The organism is Tabrizicola sp. (genome assembly GCF_016793705.1).
Lineage (GTDB): Bacteria > Pseudomonadota > Alphaproteobacteria > Rhodobacterales > Rhodobacteraceae > Tabrizicola.
The window spans coordinates 28,064-47,173 of the sequence record NZ_JAEULO010000049.1 but is presented as its reverse complement, the minus strand read 5'-3'; the positions used below and the strand labels follow the sequence as shown (position 1 = coordinate 47,173).

Below are 19,110 nucleotides of genomic sequence, written 5' to 3'. Positions count from 1 at the left end.
GGTCGGGGAGGACGCGGATGCTGCAGGAACGGGTCGAGGGGAAGTGGCTTGCCGCCTTCCGCCGCGTCTTTGCGCTGAACGGGATCGGCAAGGGTACGAAGATCGCGATCATCAGCGAAACCCAGTCGCGGCCGGTTCTGGTGCATCTGTGCGAGCTTGCGGCCTATGACCTCGGCGCAGAGAGTTTCCACATCCAGATGCCGACGCCCGCGCAGACGGCCCCGGTTCCGGTCAAGTCCACCGGGACGAGTTGGGCGATTGCGGGCAACCGCGCGGTGGTCGAGGCGCTGAAGCTGGTCGAGGTGATCGTGGACTGCACGGTCGAGGGGCTGATCCACGCGCCGGAATGGCCGGAGATCGAGGACGCCGGGCGTACCCGGCTTCTGGTCATTACCAACGAGCACCCGGAAATCCTGGAGCGGACCGAGCCGAAGGCTGAAGACGACATCAAGCTCCAGATCGGCATCCAGATGCTGCGCGAGGCGTCGGAGATGCGGGTCACCTCGGCCATCGGCACCGACCTCACGGTCGACCTGCGCGGCGCGCCCTGTGGCGGCACGGCGGGGTTCGGGACGAAACCGGGCGCGGTGGCGCATTGGCCCGCCGGGCTGTGCCTGGCCTTCCCCGGCAAGGATGCGGTGAACGGCCGCGTGGTGATGGACGTGGGTGACATGAACCTGACGTTCAAGACCTTCCTGACCAGCCGCATCGACTTTACCATCGAGAACGACTTCGTCACCGCCATCAAGGGCGACGGCATCGACGCGCTGCACCTGCGCGAATACATGGCGGCGTGGGGCGACCGCAACGCCTTCGGCCTCAGCCATGTCGGCTGGGGCATGAACCACGGCGCGAAATGGGTCAGTGCCGCCATGTACGACAAGCGCGACATGCAGGCGGTGGAGTTCCGGGCGATTGCCGGGAGCTTCCTCTGGTCCACCGGGGCCAACCAGTATGCCGGGCGCTACACGCTTGGCCATTTCGACCTTCCGATGCGCAACTGCACCATCGCCCTCGACGGGCGCGTCGTCGTCAAGGACGGCGTTCTGCAAGGAGAGCTTGCCTGATGACCGACCAGTCCCCGATCCCCGCCGTGATGCCGATGAGCGCCCCTGCGGACTATTACGACATGACTCGCGTCCGCCCCGAGGTGGCCGAGGCGATGCGCAAGATCAACGAGCTGGGCCCGGTCTTTGCCGCGCGCGCCAAGGCTGTGGACGACGATGCCTCGTTTCCGACCGAAAACTACAAGGACCTCGCTGACGCGGGCTTCCTGGGTCTTTCGATCCCGCAGGAATTCGGCGGCTGGGGCTTCTCGATGGGCGAATATGCCATGGTCGGGGCCGAGATCGCCAAGTACTGCGGCGCGACGGCGCTGACCTTCAACATGCACAACTCCTCGATGGCCTGGTCGCGGTTCATGTATGACATGCCGAACCTGTCCGAGGCCGAAAAGGCGGCCTTTGCGCCGTTGCGGGCGAAGCAGTTCACCCGGGCGATGAAGGAACGCGCGATCTTCTCGCAGCCGATTTCGGAAGGCGGGCAGAACTGGACCTCGAAGCCGAACCAGACCCAGGCGCGGCCTGTGGAGGGCGGCTGGAAGATCAGCGGGTTCAAGAAATTCGCCTCGCTGGCCGGCTATTGCGACTACTACACCATCGTCTGCACGGAAGTGTTCGAGGGTCAGGAGCCGCGGCATGAGGACACGATGCTGTTCGTCGTCCACAAGGACGCGCCGGGCCTGACCGTCAAGGGCGACTGGGACCCGCTGGGGATGCGGGGGACGAACAGCCGCGACCTGATCCTGAAAGACGTTTTCGTCACGGAAGACGACCTCCTCATGCCGAAGGGCATCTTCGGCAAGACGCTGCCGAACTGGCCGCACATGATGGCCACCCTCAGCCCCACCTACATGGGGGTGGCGCAGGGGGCCTTTGACTTCACGCTTGCCTATCTGCAAGGCCGCGTCCCCGGCCAGCCGCCGATCGACCGGCGGATGTATGCGACCAAGCGGGTGGCGGTATCGAAGATGTATGCCCGCCTCGCGAACATGCGGGCGCTCTGGTGGCAGGCCTTTTCGGAAGCCAAGGGGATGCCGTCGAAAGCCGAAGTGCTGCGGATGTATGCCGCGCAGTACAACGTGATGGAAGGCGTGCAGGAGATCACGGCGCTGGCGATCCGCACCTGTGGTGGGCAGTCGATGCTGAAGTCGCTGCCGCTGGAGCGCATGTACCGCGACAGCCGCTGCGGGGCGCTGATGCTCCCCTATACCAGCGAGATCATGGAGGACTACATCGGGGTCCTTGCGCTTTACGAGATGGACGAGCTGGATAAGGCGCCAGGTGACGAGGGCGGCGCGCGGAACTCGCTCTGGCGTGGGGATTCGGGCGCCTTGCGGATGCTGCGCTGATGGGGCGCGAGGTGGTGCAGGTCAGGGGCCTCGTGCCGCTTGCACCAGAGGCGGTCTGGTCGGTCGTCCGCGATTTCTGCGGGGCGTGGCATCCGTGGGTCGAGACGATCCGGGAGGAGCAGGGAGAGCAGGGGGCCTTGGTCCGGGCCTTCACGGTGCAGGGCGAGGATACGCGTTACCGCGAGCAGCTGACCTACCTCTCCGACAGCGACCGGGTGCTGGGCTACACCCATCTGGAGGGGATCAAGGACTGCGAGGCCTATGACGCCCGGATCACCGTGACCCCAGCCGAGGCGGGCGGGTCGGTGGTCGGCTGGACCGCCACCGTCCGGGCCCCGGCCTCGCGGCTGACGGCGATCTGCGAAGGCACGAAGGCCGTGTTCGAGGCGGGGATCGCGGCGCTGGCGGCGGCCACCGAGCAGGCCTCGGCGACACCGCGGCCGTCCCCTCCTGTCTCTTTCGAGACCCTGATCTTCGACGACCTGCCGCGCCTGGCACTTTCGGTGACACCCGGGATCGGCGATGACCGGCTCTGCCTCTTCCTGCATGGGATCGGCGGGGGACGCACGAACTGGACGCCTCAGGTGCAAGCGGTTGGCGCCACCATGCGCGCGGCTGCGCTGGACCTGCGCGGCTATGGCGACAGCACGCTCGGGCCGCGCCAGTCCACCGTGGACGATTACTGCGCCGACATCCTGCGGGTCGCGGAGAAGCTTGGTGCAAGGCGGCTGGTGCTGGTCGGCCTCTCCTACGGCTCCTGGATCGCCACCTCCTTCGCCATGCGCCATCCGGAGATGCTGGATGGTCTCGTCCTCTCCGGCGGCTGCACCGGCATGTCCGAGGCCGGCCCGGATGAGCGCGAGGCCTTCCGCGTCTCCCGCGAGGTGCCGATGGATGCGGGCCAGGTGCCAGCCGACTTCGCCCCCGCGGTGGTGAAGGTGCTGGCCGGGCCCGACGCCAGCGAGGACACCCGGCAGCGCCTCTTCGACAGCATGGCCGCGATCCCGGCAGCGACCTACCGCGATGCGCTGAACTGCTTCACCAACCCCCTGGAGCGCTTCGACTTCGCCAAGCTCACCATGCCCGTCCTGCTGATGACCGGCGAACATGACCGCCTGGCCCCGCCCGCCGAAATCCGCGGCATCGCGGGCCGCATCTGGGACGCCGCCCCCCGCCCCGACGTGCGCTTCGAGGTGATCGCCGGTGCGGGCCATGTCTGCAACGTGGAACAGCCCGATCTCTACAACCGCCATCTTTCGACCTTCCTGAACCGGCTGACATGACCGCTCTCCCGCGCCGCCAGCAGAACCGCCTGACCCGCGAGCGCCAGATTCTCGACGCCGCGCTGACCGTCTTTGCGGCCAGCGGCTATTCCGGCACCACGATGGATGCGGTGGCGGCCGAGGCCGGGGTGACGAAACCAACGCTCTATTCCTACTTCCCGTCGAAGGAATCGCTCTTCCAGGCGATGATGCTGGGCAAGCGCGACCTGATGCTGGATGTCTTCGACCACCCCTCGCACAACGGCATGGTCGCGGACCTCATCACCTTCGCCTGGGCCTATGCCGACACCGTGATGCGGCCCGACCTGTTGTCGCTGGCGCGCCTGATCATCGGCGAGGTCAGCCGTTTCCCCGAGATCGGTCGCGCCTACCAGGCCTCTGGTCCGGACCACCTTCTGCGCGGGATCATGCGCTATCTCGAGAACCAGCGCGAGGCAGGGCGGCTGGTGTTCGACGACGCCGAACTTGCGGCGCAGGACCTCTGGGGCCTGATCCTGTCGGCCCCCCGGACCCAGGCGCTCTACATGCCTGACGCGGTGCCGGACCGGGCGACGCTCGACCGCTACATCACCAACGGCCTTCGCGTCTTCCTCAAGGCCTATTCCACCACCCCCGCGCAGGACCAGGAGACACTGGCCGCGCTTACCAGCCCGACAGGTGACAGATGACGATGCTTGACGACTTCCTCGCCGATCCTGCCAGCCGCTTCGCGACGGTGGCGATGGCCGATACCAACGGCCTCCTGCGCGGGCAGATGGTCTCGGCCCAGAGCATGAAGGGCATCGCGAAGAACGGCATGGGCATGGCCCCGGCACAGCTCGCGCTCGACCCCACGGATGTCCATCTGAACCTGCCCGGCGTGAACGACGATTCCGGCGACTTCCACGATGACCCGCTGCGGATCGACCCTGCCAGCGCGCGCCGCCTGCCCTGGTCGAAGCCCGGCCATGACCTGCTGGTCCTGTCGAACTTTACCGGCGCCTCCGCCGAACTCTGCCCGCGCTCGATCCTGACCCGGGTGCTGGCCCGCGCCGCCGAGGCCGACCTTTTCCCGAAATACGGCATGGAACTGGAATACACGCTCTTCGACGAAACCCCCGACAGCGCGCGCGCCAAGGGCTACCGCAATCTCCAGACCGCCACCCCCCATGCCAGCCATGACCTGATCATCTACCAGGCGTTGCAGACCGAATGGTACGAGGCGCTCGCCGGCATCTGCGAGCCGCTGAAGATCGACCTCGCGAAGATGCACGAGGAGATCGGCGGCGGTTTCATGGAATGTTGCATCGCCGCCGGGCAGGGGCTTGATCCCGCCGACCAGCTGGTGCTTCTGAAGAATTTCCTGCGCGCCCTTGCGTTGCGCCAGGGCCGGTCCGTCACCTTCATGCCGCGGTGGAACGAGGCCGCCGACAGCCAGTCGATCCACCTGCACATCAGCCTGAAGGACAAGGCGGGAAAGCCGCTCTTCTGGGACGAGAGCCAGAAGAACGGCGTCAGCCAGACCTTCCGGCACTTCCTCGGCGGGTTGCAGGCTTACATCGGCGACATGACCCTGATCTTCCAGCCGACGGTGAACAGCTACCGCCGCTTCGCCCCCGGCACCTTCGCGCCCCCCGGCCTGACCTGGGGCTACGAGAACCGCACCACCTGCTTCCGGCTGGTCGGCCACGACCCGGGGTCATTGCGCGTGGAAAACCGCCTGCCCGGCGCCGACACCAATCCCTATCTTACCGCGGCCGCGACGATCGCCGCCGGGGTTGCTGGCATCCTGAACCAGGTCGAGCCCGAGCCCGAGGTCATCGGCTCCGGCTATGCGCAGGAGCCCGCCCGCGACTTCGCGCGGTCGATGCCCGAGGCGATCCAGCGCCTGCGCGCCTCGGACTTTGCGCGCGACTGGCTCGGCACACGTTTCGTTGACGGATTCACCGCCACGCGCGAAGCTCAGCACAACGAATTCCGCCGCAAGGTGCCGGACGTAGAGCTGCAACGCTTCTTTGATCTTGGGTGAGCTGATGACCAACGCCGCCGATCCGCGCGCCGCCTTTCTAGAGGGCATGAGCCGCGCCGCCACATTTGTCGCCGTTGCCACCACCGATGGCGAGGGCGGGCGGGCCGGGGTCACCGTGTCGTCGCTGACCTCGGTCTCGGCGGATGGTGAGCATCCGTCGCTTCTCCTCTGCATCCACCACCAGTCGCCTGCGGCAAGCGCGATCATGAAAAACCGTGCCTTCTGCGCCAATCTGCTGGCCGAGGACCAGCAAGAGGTATCGAACCTCTTTGCCGGGCGCAGCGCGTCCGAACGGGCTGAACGATTCGACCGCGTCGCCTGGGAGAAGGGCGCTATCGGCCAGCCCTTCCTGTCCGGCGCGACCGCTGCCTTCGAATGCCGCCTGGCCACCGCACTCTTGTGGGAAACGCACCACATCATCGTCGGTCGCGTCGCTTCGGTGCGGCTGTCCGACAATCCGTCGGCGCTGCTCTACGGCCAGAGGGCCTACAGAAGGGCTATACATCTCACCGGAGATAGTTAAACTGTTAAGTAATCTTCGGGAATCCGCAGTATCCGCTGACCCAGGCGCTCAAGACCCGGGCGGCGCACAACAAGGAGGGAACATGTCTGAATTCACCGAAATCGGGCCAAACCGGCTGCGACGCAATTCGCTGGGGCTGGTCGCCGTCACCTTCATGGTGATCTCGGCCGCCGCCCCGCTGACCGGGGTGGCCGGGGCCATGCCTCTGGCTTTCCTTCTTGGCAATGGCACCGGCATCCCGCTGACCTTCATCCTGCTCACGCTGGTCATGCTGGCTTTCGCGGCCGGCTATGTCGCGATGAGCCGCCATGTCATCAACGCCGGCGCCTTCTACGCCTATGCCGCGCGGGGGTTGGGCGGCAGCTGGGGTGGCGCAGTGTCGATCATGGCGCTGGTCGCCTACAACACCATGCAATTCGGCCTGATCGGTCTGTTGGGCGGCGTCTCGGCCGGGGTGTTCGGCGGTTTCGGCATCAACCTGCCCTGGTGGGTCTACAGCCTGATCGCCATCGCGCTGGTTGGCATCCTGGGCTACCGGCAGGTTGACCTGTCGGCCAAGGTGATGGTTGTCCTCGTGGGCCTTGAATACCTGATCGTCCTGATCGTCGACTTCGCCATCCTGGGCGCGGGCGGGGCGGAAGGGACCGGGCTTTCGGTCAACATCCTCGACTTCTCCGCCCTGACCTCGGGCTCGCTCACCGCTGCGATCCTGTTCTGCCTCGGCTCGTTCATCGGGATCGAGGCCACCACGATCTACGGCGAGGAAGCCAAGGACCCGGAGAAGACCATCCCGCGCGCGACCTATCTGTCGATCCTGATGATCGGCATCTTCTTCGTTTTCACCACCTGGCTGATGATTGCCGGAACGGGGGCCGACAAGCTTCTGGAAACCATCGGCGGGTTGCCCGATCCGACGGCGCATTTCTTCATCCTGGCCGAAACCTACACCAACCCGACGATCTCGATGATTGCCGGACTCCTGCTGGTCTCCAGCCTTTTCGCGGCGCTTTCAGCCTTCCACAACTACATCGCCCGCTATTCCTATGTCGCGGGCCGTGACGGGCTGCTGCCGGAGGCTTTCGGCCGCACCCATGACGCTCACCAGAGCCCGCATATCGGCTCGGTCGTGCAGACTATCGGCGCGCTGATCGTGCTGGCGATCTTCGCGGGGCTGGGGCTGGACCCGATCCTGAACATGTTCACCTGGATCAGCCAGATCGGCACCCTGGGGGTGATCGGGATGATGGCCATCACCTCGCTGTCGGTGATCGCCTTCTTCGGCAAGCAGGGCGGCGGCTCGCCCCTGTCGACCAAGATCCTGCCGGCCATCGCCGGCCTGATCATGGCGGCGCTGTTCGTCTACGTCTTCGTCAACTACGGCGATCTGACCGGGACCACTGGCGGCAGCCTCAGTTGGCTTCTGCCCGCGCTGATCCCGGCAGGGGGTGTTATCGGCTTCCTCTTGGCGCAGCGGCTGAAGTCGTCGGACCCGGCGCGCTTTGCCCGGATGGGGACGAACCTGGCCGACTGACCGAGGCTGTTGGAAAAGGGCCGGTCCGGGGCAGCCGGGCCGGCCTTTCTCATTCACAACTCACGCATCCAGAACTGCAGCGGCTTTTCGGTTTCCACCGTATCGCCCAGATCCTTCCAGCTGAACCGGGCCACCACGCCCGGCAAGGTCCGATAGCCCCGGCCGCGCCAGAAGGCGTCATTGGTCCGGTGGACGGCGGGCCGGGCAGGGTGGTCTTCGGGCCGGATCACCGAGCAGAAGGCGACATGCGTCCGCCCCAGGGCGCGGGCATGGGCCTCGCGCAGGTCGATGAAGCGGTGGCCGAGGCCGAGGCCGCGATAGGGGCGGAGGAGGACCGACTCCGCCCCGTAGAGGATCTTCTCCGGCGCGATGCCGAGGTCGCGGAAGGGGGCGGCAAATTCGGGCGCGTGGTCCTCCATCGGCGTGGAGGTCGAGGCGCCGATCAGCTGTCCGTCGTGGAACGCCCCCACCAAGAGCGCGCCGGGATTGTCGCGGTAGGTGGCGAGGTATTCCCGTTCGTATTTCAGCGAGCCGTCGTAAAGGTAGGGCCAGTCCCGGAACACGGTGATCCGCAACTGGGCGACGCCGTCGAGCGAGGCCTCCAGGTCGGGGCCTTTCAGGGCCCGGACGTCGATGTCCTCGATGTTCATCGGGAAACCTGCGCGACCCAGTCGTTCAAGTTGTAGAAGGTGGTGATGCGGGAGATGAGGCCGTCCCTGACCTCGAAGAACCCCCCGGCGGGGAGGATGTAGGTCTGGCCCTTCGCCTCCGGCAGGCCGGGGTCGGTCTTCAGGTACTCCCCGTGGACCACGAACTCCGCCGCCCCCCGGCTGCCGTCGTCGGTCGCGAAGATCGTGAGGTCCTTCAGTTGCTCCCGGTAGCTGACCCCCATGTGGCCGCAGAACTCCCGGAACTTCGCCTTGCCGATCCGGTGGCCGCCCTCGTTCACCCGGTGCTCGATGTCCTCGGTCAGGCAGGCGAGCATCCCCTCGGGGTCGCCCGCGTTGAAGGCGTCGTAGTAGCGGCGGATCAGGGCAAGGGTCTCGGCGCGGGGCATGGGGGTCTCCTTTTCGGACGGGAGAGTAGCGGGCCGGGGAACGGTTTCCAAGTCGGAGGGGACGGGTTGGCGGCGGAAAGCGACCTTGGCGGCAGAGGTGTCCACGGTGGACAAATCGGGGAATGTGAGGAATTTCAGAGGGTTGGTCGCGGGCGTTAGGGGTTTGTTAAGGGGATGGTTAATGAAGCGTGTCGGGGCTGGCCCCGACCTGCGATGCAGCATTCGGCGCCTCGTCCCGCTGTCGTCTCCGCTTGCGCGGAGTGGCAGACAAAAGTGGGGGACCAGAGGGACAGAAAGGCAGGTCTCCAGTGGATGCCCGCCCGGCCCGATTGCCTGGAGGTGCGAGCCGGAAGGCAAGGGGTGCTCCACATGCCCAGACCGCTTTGCCGCGGGACAGATCGCGTGATGTTACTGAATGCGGGCACCCACGCTCAACCTTGGTGCTCCGCGATGGCGATCGCAACGCGCCCAGAACGGTCAAGGCGTATTGCTTGTCCTGTCCTCTTCGCCGCCCCCGCCTACCCCCGCAGCACACGGATGCTGCTGTGGATGCGGCTGCGAACCTCGTCGGGTTCGGAGGCCACGGCGCGCATCAGGGCGCGCATGTCGCCGCGCATTGCATTCAGCTGGTCGATCAAGCCCATCACCATCTTCAAGGACTCTTCCGGCAGCGTGTAGTTTTCGTCGAGATCGCAGAGGAGTTGCAGCCGCGCGACGTCAGTTTCGCGGAAGCCGGGGCCGTCGGGGGTTGCCACCGGCTCGACGATGCTGGCGCGGAGGTAGGCGGTCAGGCGGGGTTCGGTCAGGTCGTCGATCAGCGCAACGACTTCGGTCGAACTGTAGTAACGGGTCATCATCAACTCCCGTATTTCATGCCGATGCGCGGGTCGTAGTCATGCGACTTGCGCCAGCTTTCCATGAAGGCCTCAAGCTCGGGGTCCACCTTCGGTGGCATCACGATCTTCAACTCGACCTGCTGGTCGCCGCCATTCACCCCGCGGCCACGCAGGCGCAGTTTCTGGCCGGTGGTCGCGCCCTTCGGGATGGTCAGGTTGACCGGGCCGTCGATGGTGGGGGTGGCGACCTTGCCGCCAAGAACCGCCTCGGCAAGCGTGATCGGCAGCGTCAGGAAGATGTCGTCGCCCTCGCGGCGAAACTGGGGGTCGGGCGCGACGGTCAGCGTCAGATAGGCGTCGCCCGGCCCGCCCTTGCCAAGGCCAGCCCCGCCCTTTTCCTTCAGCCGGATGGTCTGGCCGTCTTGCGCGCCCTTGGGGATCGTCACCTCAAGGTCGTTCCCATCGGGCAGGGTGATCCGGGTCTTGCCGCCCTTCGCGGCGGTCATGAAATCCACCTGCAGGGTGAAGCGGTGATCCTGGCCCCGCATGTGGAAATCGCGCTGCTGGCCGCTTTGAGCGAAGCCCTCGAAGCCGCGCCCCTCTGCGCCAGCCCTCCCGGCGGCACCACGGCGGCCGAAAAGATCGGAGAAGACATCGCCCATGTCGGCGTCATTCTCGAAGCCGTAGCTGCGGGCATAGGGGTTGTCGGCGGCCTCGGCATGGTCGCGGTAATAGCGGCGCTGCGGGCGTTCCTGACCCTGATCGTCGATCTCGCCCGCGTCGAAGCGGCGGCGCTGTTCGGGGTCTTTCAGAAGATCATAGGCAGCCGCCGCCGCCTTGAAGCGTTCCGCCGCCGCCGGATCGGGGTTCAGATCAGGGTGATCGGCCTTGGCGATCTTGCGATAGGCGGCCTTCACTTCGGCCTCGGTGGCCGTCTTCTTTACCCCAAGCGCGGCATAGGGATCGCCCGCCATTCACATACTCCGCCCGTTCAACGCCATCCGCCCATGAAGATAGCCGACAAGGTGGCGTCCACAAGGGTGCATGGCCGCGACGGGCACGACAGGGCCCGCATCACCCCTGCAACGTCCGAACCCCGTACCCCTCGTCCCGCGCCTTCATCGCGGCCACGGCGGCCACTGACGCCGCAGCCGTCGTGAAATACGGGATCTTGTCCATCAGCGCGACGCGGCGGATGTCGCGGCTGTCGCTGACGGCCTGCGTGCCCTCGGTGGTGTTCATCACGATGGCGATCTCGTCGTTCTTCAGCCGGTCGACGATGTTCGGGCGGCCTTCGTAGACCTTGGCGACGGGTTCGGCGGCCACTCCGTTCGCGGCGAGCCACGACGCCGTGCCCTTGGTTGCCACGATGGTGAAGCCCATCGCAACAAGGTCCTTCGCGGCGGTGGCAAGCGCCGGGGTCTTGTCCATGTCCTTGACGGACAGGAAGACGCGGCCCTCGGTGGGCAGGATCGTCCCGGCACCCATCTGGGCCTTGAGGAAGGCGAGCGCGAAGGTGCGGTCCCAGCCCATCACCTCGCCCGTGGAGCGCATTTCGGGGCCGAGCATCGGGTCGACGCCGGGAAAGCGGGCGAAGGGGAGGACGGCTTCCTTGACGCTGAACCAGGGGGTGTTCGGGTCGGCCAGCGTCAGCGGGTCGGCGAGCGGCAGGGGGCTGTCGGGGCCGACGCCCTGCGGATAGGGGGCGCGGGCGGGGAAGGTGGAGAGGGGCTCTCCGGCCATAAGACGGGCGGCGATGGAGGCGATGGCACTATCGGTGGCCTTGGCGACGAAGGGCACGGTGCGGGAGGCGCGGGGGTTCACTTCCAGGACGTAGATCGTGCCGTCCTTGATGGCGAATTGGACGTTCATCAGGCCGACGACGTTGAGGGCCAGTGCCATCTGGACGGTCTGGCGTTTCAGTTCCTCGACCGTCTCGGCGGACAGTTGGTGCGGCGGCAGGCAGCAGGCCGAGTCGCCGGAGTGGACACCGGCCTCTTCGATATGCTCCATGATTCCAGCGACATGGACCGATTTACCATCGCTTAACGCATCGACGTCAACCTCGACCGCACCGGAGAGGTATGAGTCGAGGAGGACGGGGGAGGTGCCGGAGACCTGGACGGCGGTGGTGATGTAGCGGTCAAGCTGGGCGTCGTCGCGGATGATCTCCATCGCGCGGCCGCCAAGGACGAAGGAGGGGCGGATGACGAGGGGGTAGCCGACATCCTTGGCGACGGCGAAGGCTTCGTCGCGGCTGCGGGCGGTGCCGTTGTGCGGCTGCTTGAGGCCAAGCTTGTGGAGAAGCTGCTGGAACCGCTCGCGGTCTTCGGCGAGGTCGATGGCGTCGGGCGTGGTGCCGAGGATCGGGATGCCTTCGGCGTGGAGGGCATTGGCGAGTTTCAGCGGCGTCTGGCCGCCGAACTGGACGATGACACCGTGCAGCGTGCCGTTTTCCTGCTCCACCCGCAGGATTTCGAGGACGTGTTCCAGGGTCAGCGGCTCGAAATAGAGACGGTCGGAGGTGTCGTAATCCGTCGAGACGGTTTCCGGGTTGCAGTTGACCATGATTGTTTCGTAACCGCGCTCGGTCAGCGAGAAGCAGGCGTGGCAGCAGCAGTAGTCGAACTCGATCCCCTGGCCGATGCGGTTCGGGCCGCCGCCGAGGATGACGACCTTTTTCGCCGCCGTGGGGCGGGATTCGCATTCCACATCGCCCATCGCGGGGGCCTCGTAGGTGGAATACATATAGGGGGTCTGGGCCTCGAACTCGGCGGCGCAGGTGTCGATGCGCTTGAAGACGGCCTTGACCCCGAGGCGCTGGCGGGCGCGGCGGACCTGGGCCTCGTCGCGGCCGGTGAGTTTGGCGAGGCGGGCGTCGGTGAAGCCCATCATCTTCAGCTTGCGCAGGCCTTCGGCGGAGAGGGGCAGGCCGTCCTTGCGGATCTGCGCCTCGGTCTCGACGATCTCGCGGATGCGGGCGAGGAACCATGGGTCGAAGGCGGTGATGCCTCCGATGTCGTCGTCCGAGAAGCCTTCGCGCATGGCCTGGGCAATGACGCGGAGGCGGTCGGGGGTGACTTCGGAGAGCTTCTTCGAAACGGCGGCGCGGTCAGGGGCACCGGGGATCGCGATCTCGTCAAAGCCGGTGAGGCCGGTCTCAAGCGAGGCCAGGGCCTTTTGCAGGCTTTCGTGGATGGTGCGGCCGATGGCCATCGCCTCGCCCACCGATTTCATCGCGGTGGTGAGGTTGGGTTCGGAGCCGGGGAATTTCTCGAAGGCGAAGCGGGGGATCTTGGTGACGACATAGTCGATGGAGGGCTCGAACGACGCGGGCGTGACACGGGTGATGTCATTGTCCAGCTCGTCCAGAGTGTAGCCGATGGCGAGCTTGGCGGCGATCTTCGCGATGGGGAAGCCGGTGGCTTTCGACGCCAGGGCGGACGACCGCGAGACGCGGGGGTTCATCTCGATCACGACCATGCGGCCGTCGGCGGGGTTGATCGCCCATTGGACGTTGGAGCCGCCGGTTTCGACGCCGATCTCGCGCAGGACGGCGATGCTGCCGTTCCGCATGATCTGGTATTCCTTGTCGGTGAGCGTCAGGGCGGGGGCGACGGTGATCGAGTCGCCGGTGTGGACGCCCATCGGATCGACGTTCTCGATGGAGCAGACGATGATGGCGTTGTCGGCGCGGTCGCGCACCACCTCCATCTCGTATTCCTTCCAGCCGAGGAGGGATTCGTCGACCAGCACCTGCGCGACGGGAGAGGCTTCGAGGCCGGATTTCACGATGGCCTCGTAGTCGTCGCGGTTATAGGCGACGCCGCCGCCGGTGCCGCCAAGGGTGAAGGCGGGGCGGATGATGGCGGGGAGGCCGACATATTCCAGCGCCTCCATCGCCTGCTTGACGCCCGCCGCGATGTCGTATTTGCCGTTGACCTTGGGCGCGGCGACGATGGTGGCCTTGGGGTTTTCGAGGCCGATCCGGTCCATCGCCTCGCGGAAGAGCTTGCGATCTTCTGCCATTTCGATGGCGTCGCGCTTGGCGCCGATCAGTTCTACCTTGTACTTTTCCAACACGCCCATGTCGGCCAGCGCCAGTGCGGTGTTGAGGCCGGTCTGGCCGCCCATGGTGGGCAGCAGGGCGTCGGGGCGTTCCTTCTCGATGATCTTGGCGACGACTTCGGGGGTGATCGGCTCGATATAGGTGGCATCCGCAAGTCCCGGGTCGGTCATGATCGTCGCGGGGTTGGAGTTGACCAGGATCACCCGGTAGCCTTCCTCGCGGAGCGCCTTGCAGGCCTGGGCGCCAGAGTAGTCGAATTCGCAGGCCTGGCCGATGACGATGGGGCCCGCGCCGATGATCATGATCGACTTGATATCGGTCCGCTTCGGCATGTCTGCCCCCATCCTTTGCGCAAATTGTCGGGGGGTATAGAGAGAATCCGGGGGGGCGCAAGGGGCAAACGGGTGTGCTTTCCGACATCCGCGCCCCAACGGTATTCGGGCCGGGAGGAAGGGGACGAGCTGTCGCAATCCGGGCGGTGCCGGTCGGGAAAGGCTCTGGCGCGCGGGGCGGGGGCGGCGTAATGCGAAGGCAGGAACGGGGGCGCTGAGTGATCCTTTTGGAGCATGGACCGGGGGACCGAGCGGCGCTGTTTTCGGCGCCGCGCGAAGTCATTGCCGCCCATGAGCCGCGCGAAGTGGCCCAGGCGCTGGCCAAGGCCGAAGCGGCGCGCGCGGCGGGGGCCTGGATCGCGGGCTATGTCGCCTATGAGGCAGGCTATGCGCTGGAGCCGAAGCTGCGCCGGTTGTTGCCACGCAAACGGCCGGGGCCGCTTCTGGCGCTGGGGGTGTTCGACGGGCCGCGCGACGCCGGGCTGGTGCTGGAGCGGGCGGCGGCGGAGGGGCACCTGACCCGGATGACCGCGCCCGAGCCGATGATCGGCAGGCGCGCCTATGGCAATGCGGCGCGCAGGGTCTTCGACTATATCGCGGCGGGGGATTGCTATCAGGTGAACCTGACCTTCCCGATGACCGCCACGCTGCAGGGCACGGCCCTTGGGCTTTACGGCGCGTTCCGGCGCACGGGGGCGGTGGGGCACGGGGCCTATGTCGACCTCGGCGTCGGGCCGGTGGTGGTGTCGCGCTCGCCCGAGCTGTTCTTCCGGCTGGAGGGCGGGCGCATCGTCACCCGCCCGATGAAGGGCACCCGGCCCAGGGGGCGGGATGCGGCGGAGGATCGGGCGATCATCGCCGAGCTGGCAGCGTCGGGCAAGGACCGGGCCGAGAACCTGATGATCGTGGACCTGTTGCGCAACGATATCTCGCGGCTGTCGCGGGTGGGATCGGTGAAGGTGCCGGCGCTGTTCGCCATCGAGACCTATGCGACGGTGCACCAGATGACCTCGACGGTGGAGGGGGTGCTTAGCGGCCCGCCGACGCTGCCGGGGCTGATGGCGGCACTGTTTCCCTGCGGCTCGGTCACCGGGGCGCCGAAGATCCGGGCGATGGAGATCATCCGCGAGTTGGAGCGCCACCCGCGCGGGGTCTATTGCGGCGCGGTGGGCTGGATGTCGCCCGGGGGCGAGGCGGATTTCTCGGTGGCGATCCGCACTCTGTCGGTCTGGGGCGACCGGATCGTGATGAATGTGGGCGGCGGGCTGACGCATGGCTCGACCGTCGAGGGCGAATGGGAGGAGGCGCTGTGGAAGGCGCGCTTCGTGAAGGCGGCGGTGAGCCGGGACTGAAGCTGATCGAGACGGTGCTGTGGGACGGGGAGAGATTTCCCCGTATCATGGGGCATCTTGACCGGCTCAATAGATCGCGCGCGCTTCTGGGCTGGGCGCGGCCGGGGGTGGGGTTCTTCTGGAAATGCGACCTGACCCTGCCGAAGGAACCCGCGCGGGTCAGATTGACGGTTGATGCCTCCGGCAAGGCCGAATGGCAGATGGCCGCCTTGCCGCCCCCCAAGGCGGAGTGGCGGGTGGGGCTGGCTGCGGAGCGGCTGCGGTCGGACGACCCCTGGCTGCGGGTCAAGTCCACCCGGCGCGAAGCCTATGACCGGGCGCGGGCGGCGCTGCCCGAGAGGCTGGACGAGGTTTTGTTCCTCAACGAGCGCGGCGAGGTCTGCGAGGGCACGATCACCAATGTCTTCTTCGACCGGGGGCAGGGTCTGCGGACGCCGCCCCTGTCCTGCGGCCTGCTGCCGGGCGTTTTGCGCGCCGATCTGGCCTGCCCGGAAGAGGTGCTGATGGCCGATGACCTGCCGAAGGTGCGGCTCTGGGTCGGCAATGCGCTGCGCGGGTTGATCCCGGCGGTTTTCATACTGGGCTAAGTATCCCCGCCGGAGGCTCCTGCGGCTGGTGTCGAATGCCTCCGGCGGGGATATTTGCGCCAGTATGAAAGGGGGCGGGGTTGACTTCGGGCAGGGGGCAAGGTGTATCGGCCCGGATGACCTTGAGGCCCTGGGAAGGGGAACGATGATGCATGCCTACCGCAGCCATACCTGTGCCGCGCTGAACAAGACCCATGTGGGCGAGACCGTCCGGCTGTCGGGCTGGGTCCATCGGGTGCGCGACCATGGCGGGGTGCTCTTCATCGACCTGCGCGACCATTACGGGATCACCCAGGTGCTGTGCGATGGCGACTCGCCTGCCTTCGCCGCGCTGGAGAAGGTGCGCGCGGAATGGGTGATCCGGGTCGACGGGCGGGTGAAGGCGCGGGATGCCTCGCTGGTCAACGCCAAGATCCCGACCGGCGAGGTCGAGGTCTATGCGACCGGGGTCGAGGTTCTGGGCGCGGCGGAGGAGCTGCCGCTGCCGGTCTTCGGTGACGCGGAATACCCCGAGGAGACGCGGCTGACCTACCGCTTCCTCGACCTGCGGCGCGAGACGATGCACCAGAACATGATGCTGCGGTCGAACGTGGTGCGCTGGCTGCGGAACGCGATGTGGGACCAGGGCTTCACCGAGTTCCAGACGCCGATCATCACGGCCTCCTCGCCGGAGGGGGCCCGGGATTTCCTGGTGCCGTCGCGCCTGCATCCGGGCAAGTTCTATGCGCTGCCGCAGGCGCCGCAGCAGTTCAAGCAGCTGATCCAGGTGGCGGGCTTCGACCGCTATTTCCAGATCGCCCCCTGCTTCCGGGATGAGGACCCGCGGGCGGACCGCTCGCCGACGGACTTCTACCAGCTTGATGTCGAGATGTCTTTCGTGACGCAGGACGACGTCTTCGCGGCGGTCCAGCCGGTGTTGCAGGGGTTGTTCGAGGAGTTCGGCAAGGGCCGGACGGTGCATTCCGACTGGCCGCGCATTGCCTACCGGGACTCGTTGAAGTGGTACGGGTCGGACAAGCCCGACCTTCGCAACCCGATCCGGATGCAGGAGGTGTCGGAGCATTTCCGCGGCTCGGGTTTCGCAATCTTCGCCAAGCTGCTGGAAACCGAGGGCAACGAGATCCGCGCGATTCCCGCGCCGAAGGGGCCGTCTGGCGAGCCGGTGGGGCGGAAGTTCTGCGACCGGATGAATGGCTATGCACAAAGCCAGGGCCTGCCGGGGATGGGCTATATCTTCTGGCGTGAGGCTGAGGATGGGTCGGGGATGGAGGCGGCAGGCCCGCTGGCGAAGAACATCGGGCCGGAGCGGACCGAGGCGATCCGGGTGCAGCTGGGCCTGGACAAGGGCGACGCGGCCTTCTTCCTGGGCGGCAAGCCCGAGGCCTTCGAAGGCATCGCGGGCAAGGCGCGGAACGTGATCGGCGAGGAGTTGGGGCTGACCGACAAGGACAGCTTCCGCTTTGCCTGGATCGTCGATTTCCCGATGTACGAGAAGACCGACGAGGGGAAGATCGACTTCAGCCACAACCCGTTCTCGATGCCGCAGGGCGGGCTTGAGGCGCTGTCGGGCGATCCGCTGGAGGTTTACGCCTACCAGTATGACCTGGCCTGCAACGGCTATGAGGTGATTTCGGGCGGCATCCGCAACCACAAGCCGGAGATCATGTACAAGGCCTTCGAGCTGGCGGGCTATCCGAACAGCGAGGTCGACAAGCGGTTTGGCGGCATGGTCAAGGCGTTCAAATATGGCGCGCCGCCCCACGGCGGTTGCGCGGCGGGGATCGACCGGCTGGTCATGCTGCTGGCCGATACCCAGAACATCCGCGAGGTCATCATGTTCCCGATGAACCAGCGCGCCGAGGACCTGTTGATGAACGCGCCCTCGGACCCGACCTTGCAGCAGTTGCGGGAGTTGTCCTTGCGCGTGGTGCCGAAGGACAGCTGATGTACCAGGCCTCGGTCCCCGTCTTCCGCCACTACCTATCGCGCATCAGCGACATCGTGGCGGTGGCGGGGCCGGATGCGCTGGATGCGCGTATCGCCGATGCCTTCCCGGCCCGCCAGCAGTTCGCCACCGCGGCGGGCTTTGCCTTGCGCGTCACCTGTCCGCTGGCCGGGCGCGAGGTGCCCGATCTGCCGCAGGGGCTGGGGCCAAGGCTGGCGGTGGCCCGCGCGATGCTGGGGGCGATGACCCCGGCCGAGTTCGAAGGAGCCGAGAGCCGCATCATCCGCCACCGCGCGGGCTTCGCCGAATTGGAGCAGACGGCGGCGGAGTTCCTGCACCTGTATGGGATACCGAATTTCTTCTTTCACCTGACGATGGGCTATGCCGCCCTGCGCGCGGCCGGGGTGCCGCTGGGCAAGGCGGATTTCGACGGGTTCCATTCCTATCCGGCGGATTTCCGGTTCTGATCAGGCAAGGCTGCCCAACGAGGTCACCCGTTCCTCGATCATCCGGGCTAGTTTCGCGCGGTCGAAGGCGGTGCGGATGTCCTGCGCCGCCGCTTCCAGCGCGCTGTCGCCAGCGGCCCGGGCCAGGCTGCGCAGGAAGGATTGCGCATAGTGCTGGTCGCCCGACCTGGTGATCAGCCCGGCGGCGCGGACCAGATCGTCGCGCAGCGCAAGCGGGTCGGCCGGGGGCGGTGCGGTATCCTGCCCGCGCTCCAGCGGGCCCGCGCCGGTGGCGAGCTGGCGAATCAGGCGGACCAGCGCGGCGGCGGAACCGATGGGCTTTTCGATGAAGCCCGCCGCCCCGGCATCCATCGCGGCGTCGCGTCCCTCGGGGTCGCCGGAGAGGCCCAACACGGGCAGGCCTTCGGCGGAAAGCTCGGCAATCAGGTCCTCGCCCCGGCCATCGGGCAGGCCAAGGTCGACGATCGCCAGGTCCGGCCGGTGGAACGCCCTGTGCAGCCGAGCGATTTCAAGGCTTTCCGCCCGGCGCAGCCGTGCCCCGGCACGGTGCAGGATCAGGCGCAGCGCATCGCAGGTGAAGCGGCTGTCGTCGACGACCAGGAGGGCGAGGCCCTGCAACGGCAGGCGGTCCCGGCCTTGCGCGGCCTGCGGCACCGGGGCGTCGGGGGGAAAGGGCATGGCAAACCTCGTCTGTCTGGGGCGCGAGTGTC

17 protein-coding genes are annotated in these 19,110 nt (G+C 66.8%); 11 read left to right on the top strand and 6 right to left on the bottom strand.

All coding sequences use genetic code 11. From position 1 onward, the window contains the following. The first annotated feature begins 17 nt into the window (after window positions 1–17). From JNJ68_RS13455 to JNJ68_RS13425, 7 genes are all read left to right on the top strand, one after another. The gene (locus JNJ68_RS13455) at window positions 18–1,067 is read left to right on the top strand and encodes a peptidase M29 (RefSeq protein ID WP_294982895.1); all 1,050 of its coding nucleotides are present in this window, start codon (window positions 18–20) and stop codon (window positions 1,065–1,067) included. Then, window positions 1,067–2,410 (top strand): acyl-CoA dehydrogenase family protein, encoded by a 1,344-nt coding sequence (locus JNJ68_RS13450; protein ID WP_294982894.1) that lies wholly within the window; start codon window positions 1,067–1,069, stop codon window positions 2,408–2,410. Before JNJ68_RS13455 ends, JNJ68_RS13450 begins: the two co-directional genes overlap by 1 nt. After that, the gene (locus JNJ68_RS13445; protein ID WP_294982893.1) at window positions 2,410–3,693 is read left to right on the top strand and encodes an alpha/beta fold hydrolase; all 1,284 of its coding nucleotides are present in this window, start codon (window positions 2,410–2,412) and stop codon (window positions 3,691–3,693) included. Before JNJ68_RS13450 ends, JNJ68_RS13445 begins: the two co-directional genes overlap by 1 nt. Further along, window positions 3,690–4,361, top strand: coding sequence for a TetR/AcrR family transcriptional regulator (locus tag JNJ68_RS13440; protein WP_294982892.1), 672 nt, complete (start codon window positions 3,690–3,692; stop codon window positions 4,359–4,361). The genes JNJ68_RS13445 and JNJ68_RS13440 overlap by 4 nt, the downstream gene beginning before the upstream one ends. After that, window positions 4,358–5,701: a glutamine synthetase family protein gene (locus tag JNJ68_RS13435; RefSeq protein WP_294982891.1), complete on the top strand. Its 1,344-nt coding sequence runs from the start codon at window positions 4,358–4,360 to the stop codon at window positions 5,699–5,701. The genes JNJ68_RS13440 and JNJ68_RS13435 overlap by 4 nt, the downstream gene beginning before the upstream one ends. A gap of 4 nt (window positions 5,702–5,705) precedes the next feature. After that, window positions 5,706–6,224, top strand: a complete 519-nt coding sequence (locus tag JNJ68_RS13430) for a flavin reductase family protein (protein ID WP_294982890.1) — start codon at window positions 5,706–5,708, stop codon at window positions 6,222–6,224. An 82-nt stretch (window positions 6,225–6,306) separates the two neighbouring features. Next, window positions 6,307–7,755 carry an APC family permease gene (locus tag JNJ68_RS13425; protein WP_294982889.1) on the top strand — a complete coding sequence of 483 codons (1,449 nt, stop codon included), beginning with the start codon at window positions 6,307–6,309 and terminating at the stop codon, window positions 7,753–7,755. 53 nt (window positions 7,756–7,808) lie between these two features. Here the strand turns inward: JNJ68_RS13425 and JNJ68_RS13420 are convergent, their stop codons facing one another. From JNJ68_RS13420 to carB, 5 genes are all read right to left on the bottom strand, one after another. After that, on the bottom strand, window positions 7,809–8,405 hold the full coding sequence (locus JNJ68_RS13420) for a GNAT family N-acetyltransferase (RefSeq protein ID WP_294982888.1): 597 nt from the start codon (window positions 8,403–8,405) through the stop codon (window positions 7,809–7,811). Then, a complete protein-coding gene (locus tag JNJ68_RS13415) occupies window positions 8,402–8,812 on the bottom strand; it encodes a ketosteroid isomerase-related protein (RefSeq protein ID WP_294982887.1) in 411 nt (136 codons plus the stop codon). The genes JNJ68_RS13420 and JNJ68_RS13415 overlap by 4 nt, the downstream gene beginning before the upstream one ends. A 518-nt stretch (window positions 8,813–9,330) precedes the next feature. Continuing rightward, the gene (locus JNJ68_RS13410) at window positions 9,331–9,666 is read right to left on the bottom strand and encodes a hypothetical protein (protein ID WP_294982886.1); all 336 of its coding nucleotides are present in this window, start codon (window positions 9,664–9,666) and stop codon (window positions 9,331–9,333) included. Window positions 9,667–9,668: 2 nt separating this feature from the next. After that, complete coding sequence (locus JNJ68_RS13405; RefSeq protein WP_294982885.1) at window positions 9,669–10,622, bottom strand: DnaJ C-terminal domain-containing protein; 954 nt, start codon at window positions 10,620–10,622, stop codon at window positions 9,669–9,671. A gap of 100 nt (window positions 10,623–10,722) precedes the next feature. Continuing rightward, window positions 10,723–14,049, bottom strand: coding sequence for a carbamoyl-phosphate synthase large subunit (gene carB, locus JNJ68_RS13400; protein ID WP_294982884.1), 3,327 nt, complete (start codon window positions 14,047–14,049; stop codon window positions 10,723–10,725). A 218-nt stretch (window positions 14,050–14,267) separates the two neighbouring features. Between carB and JNJ68_RS13395 the strand changes: the two genes are divergently transcribed. The 4 genes from JNJ68_RS13395 to JNJ68_RS13380 all read left to right on the top strand — a co-directional run bounded on the left by JNJ68_RS13395 (window position 14,268) and on the right by JNJ68_RS13380 (window position 18,400). Next, window positions 14,268–15,401 (top strand): aminodeoxychorismate synthase component I, encoded by a 1,134-nt coding sequence (locus JNJ68_RS13395; protein WP_294982883.1) that lies wholly within the window; start codon window positions 14,268–14,270, stop codon window positions 15,399–15,401. After that, window positions 15,344–15,988, top strand: a complete 645-nt coding sequence (locus JNJ68_RS13390) for an aminotransferase class IV family protein (RefSeq protein ID WP_294982882.1) — start codon at window positions 15,344–15,346, stop codon at window positions 15,986–15,988. Before JNJ68_RS13395 ends, JNJ68_RS13390 begins: the two co-directional genes overlap by 58 nt. A gap of 148 nt (window positions 15,989–16,136) precedes the next feature. Continuing rightward, window positions 16,137–17,933, top strand: a complete 1,797-nt coding sequence (aspS, locus tag JNJ68_RS13385) for an aspartate--tRNA ligase (protein WP_294982957.1) — start codon at window positions 16,137–16,139, stop codon at window positions 17,931–17,933. Beyond that, on the top strand, window positions 17,933–18,400 hold the full coding sequence (locus JNJ68_RS13380) for a DUF1993 family protein (protein ID WP_294982881.1): 468 nt from the start codon (window positions 17,933–17,935) through the stop codon (window positions 18,398–18,400). The genes aspS and JNJ68_RS13380 overlap by 1 nt, the downstream gene beginning before the upstream one ends. On the opposite strand, the gene JNJ68_RS13375 is transcribed toward JNJ68_RS13380, so the two are convergent. Continuing rightward, complete coding sequence (locus JNJ68_RS13375) at window positions 18,401–19,078, bottom strand: response regulator (protein ID WP_294982880.1); 678 nt, start codon at window positions 19,076–19,078, stop codon at window positions 18,401–18,403. Window positions 19,079–19,110: the final 32 nt, after the last annotated feature.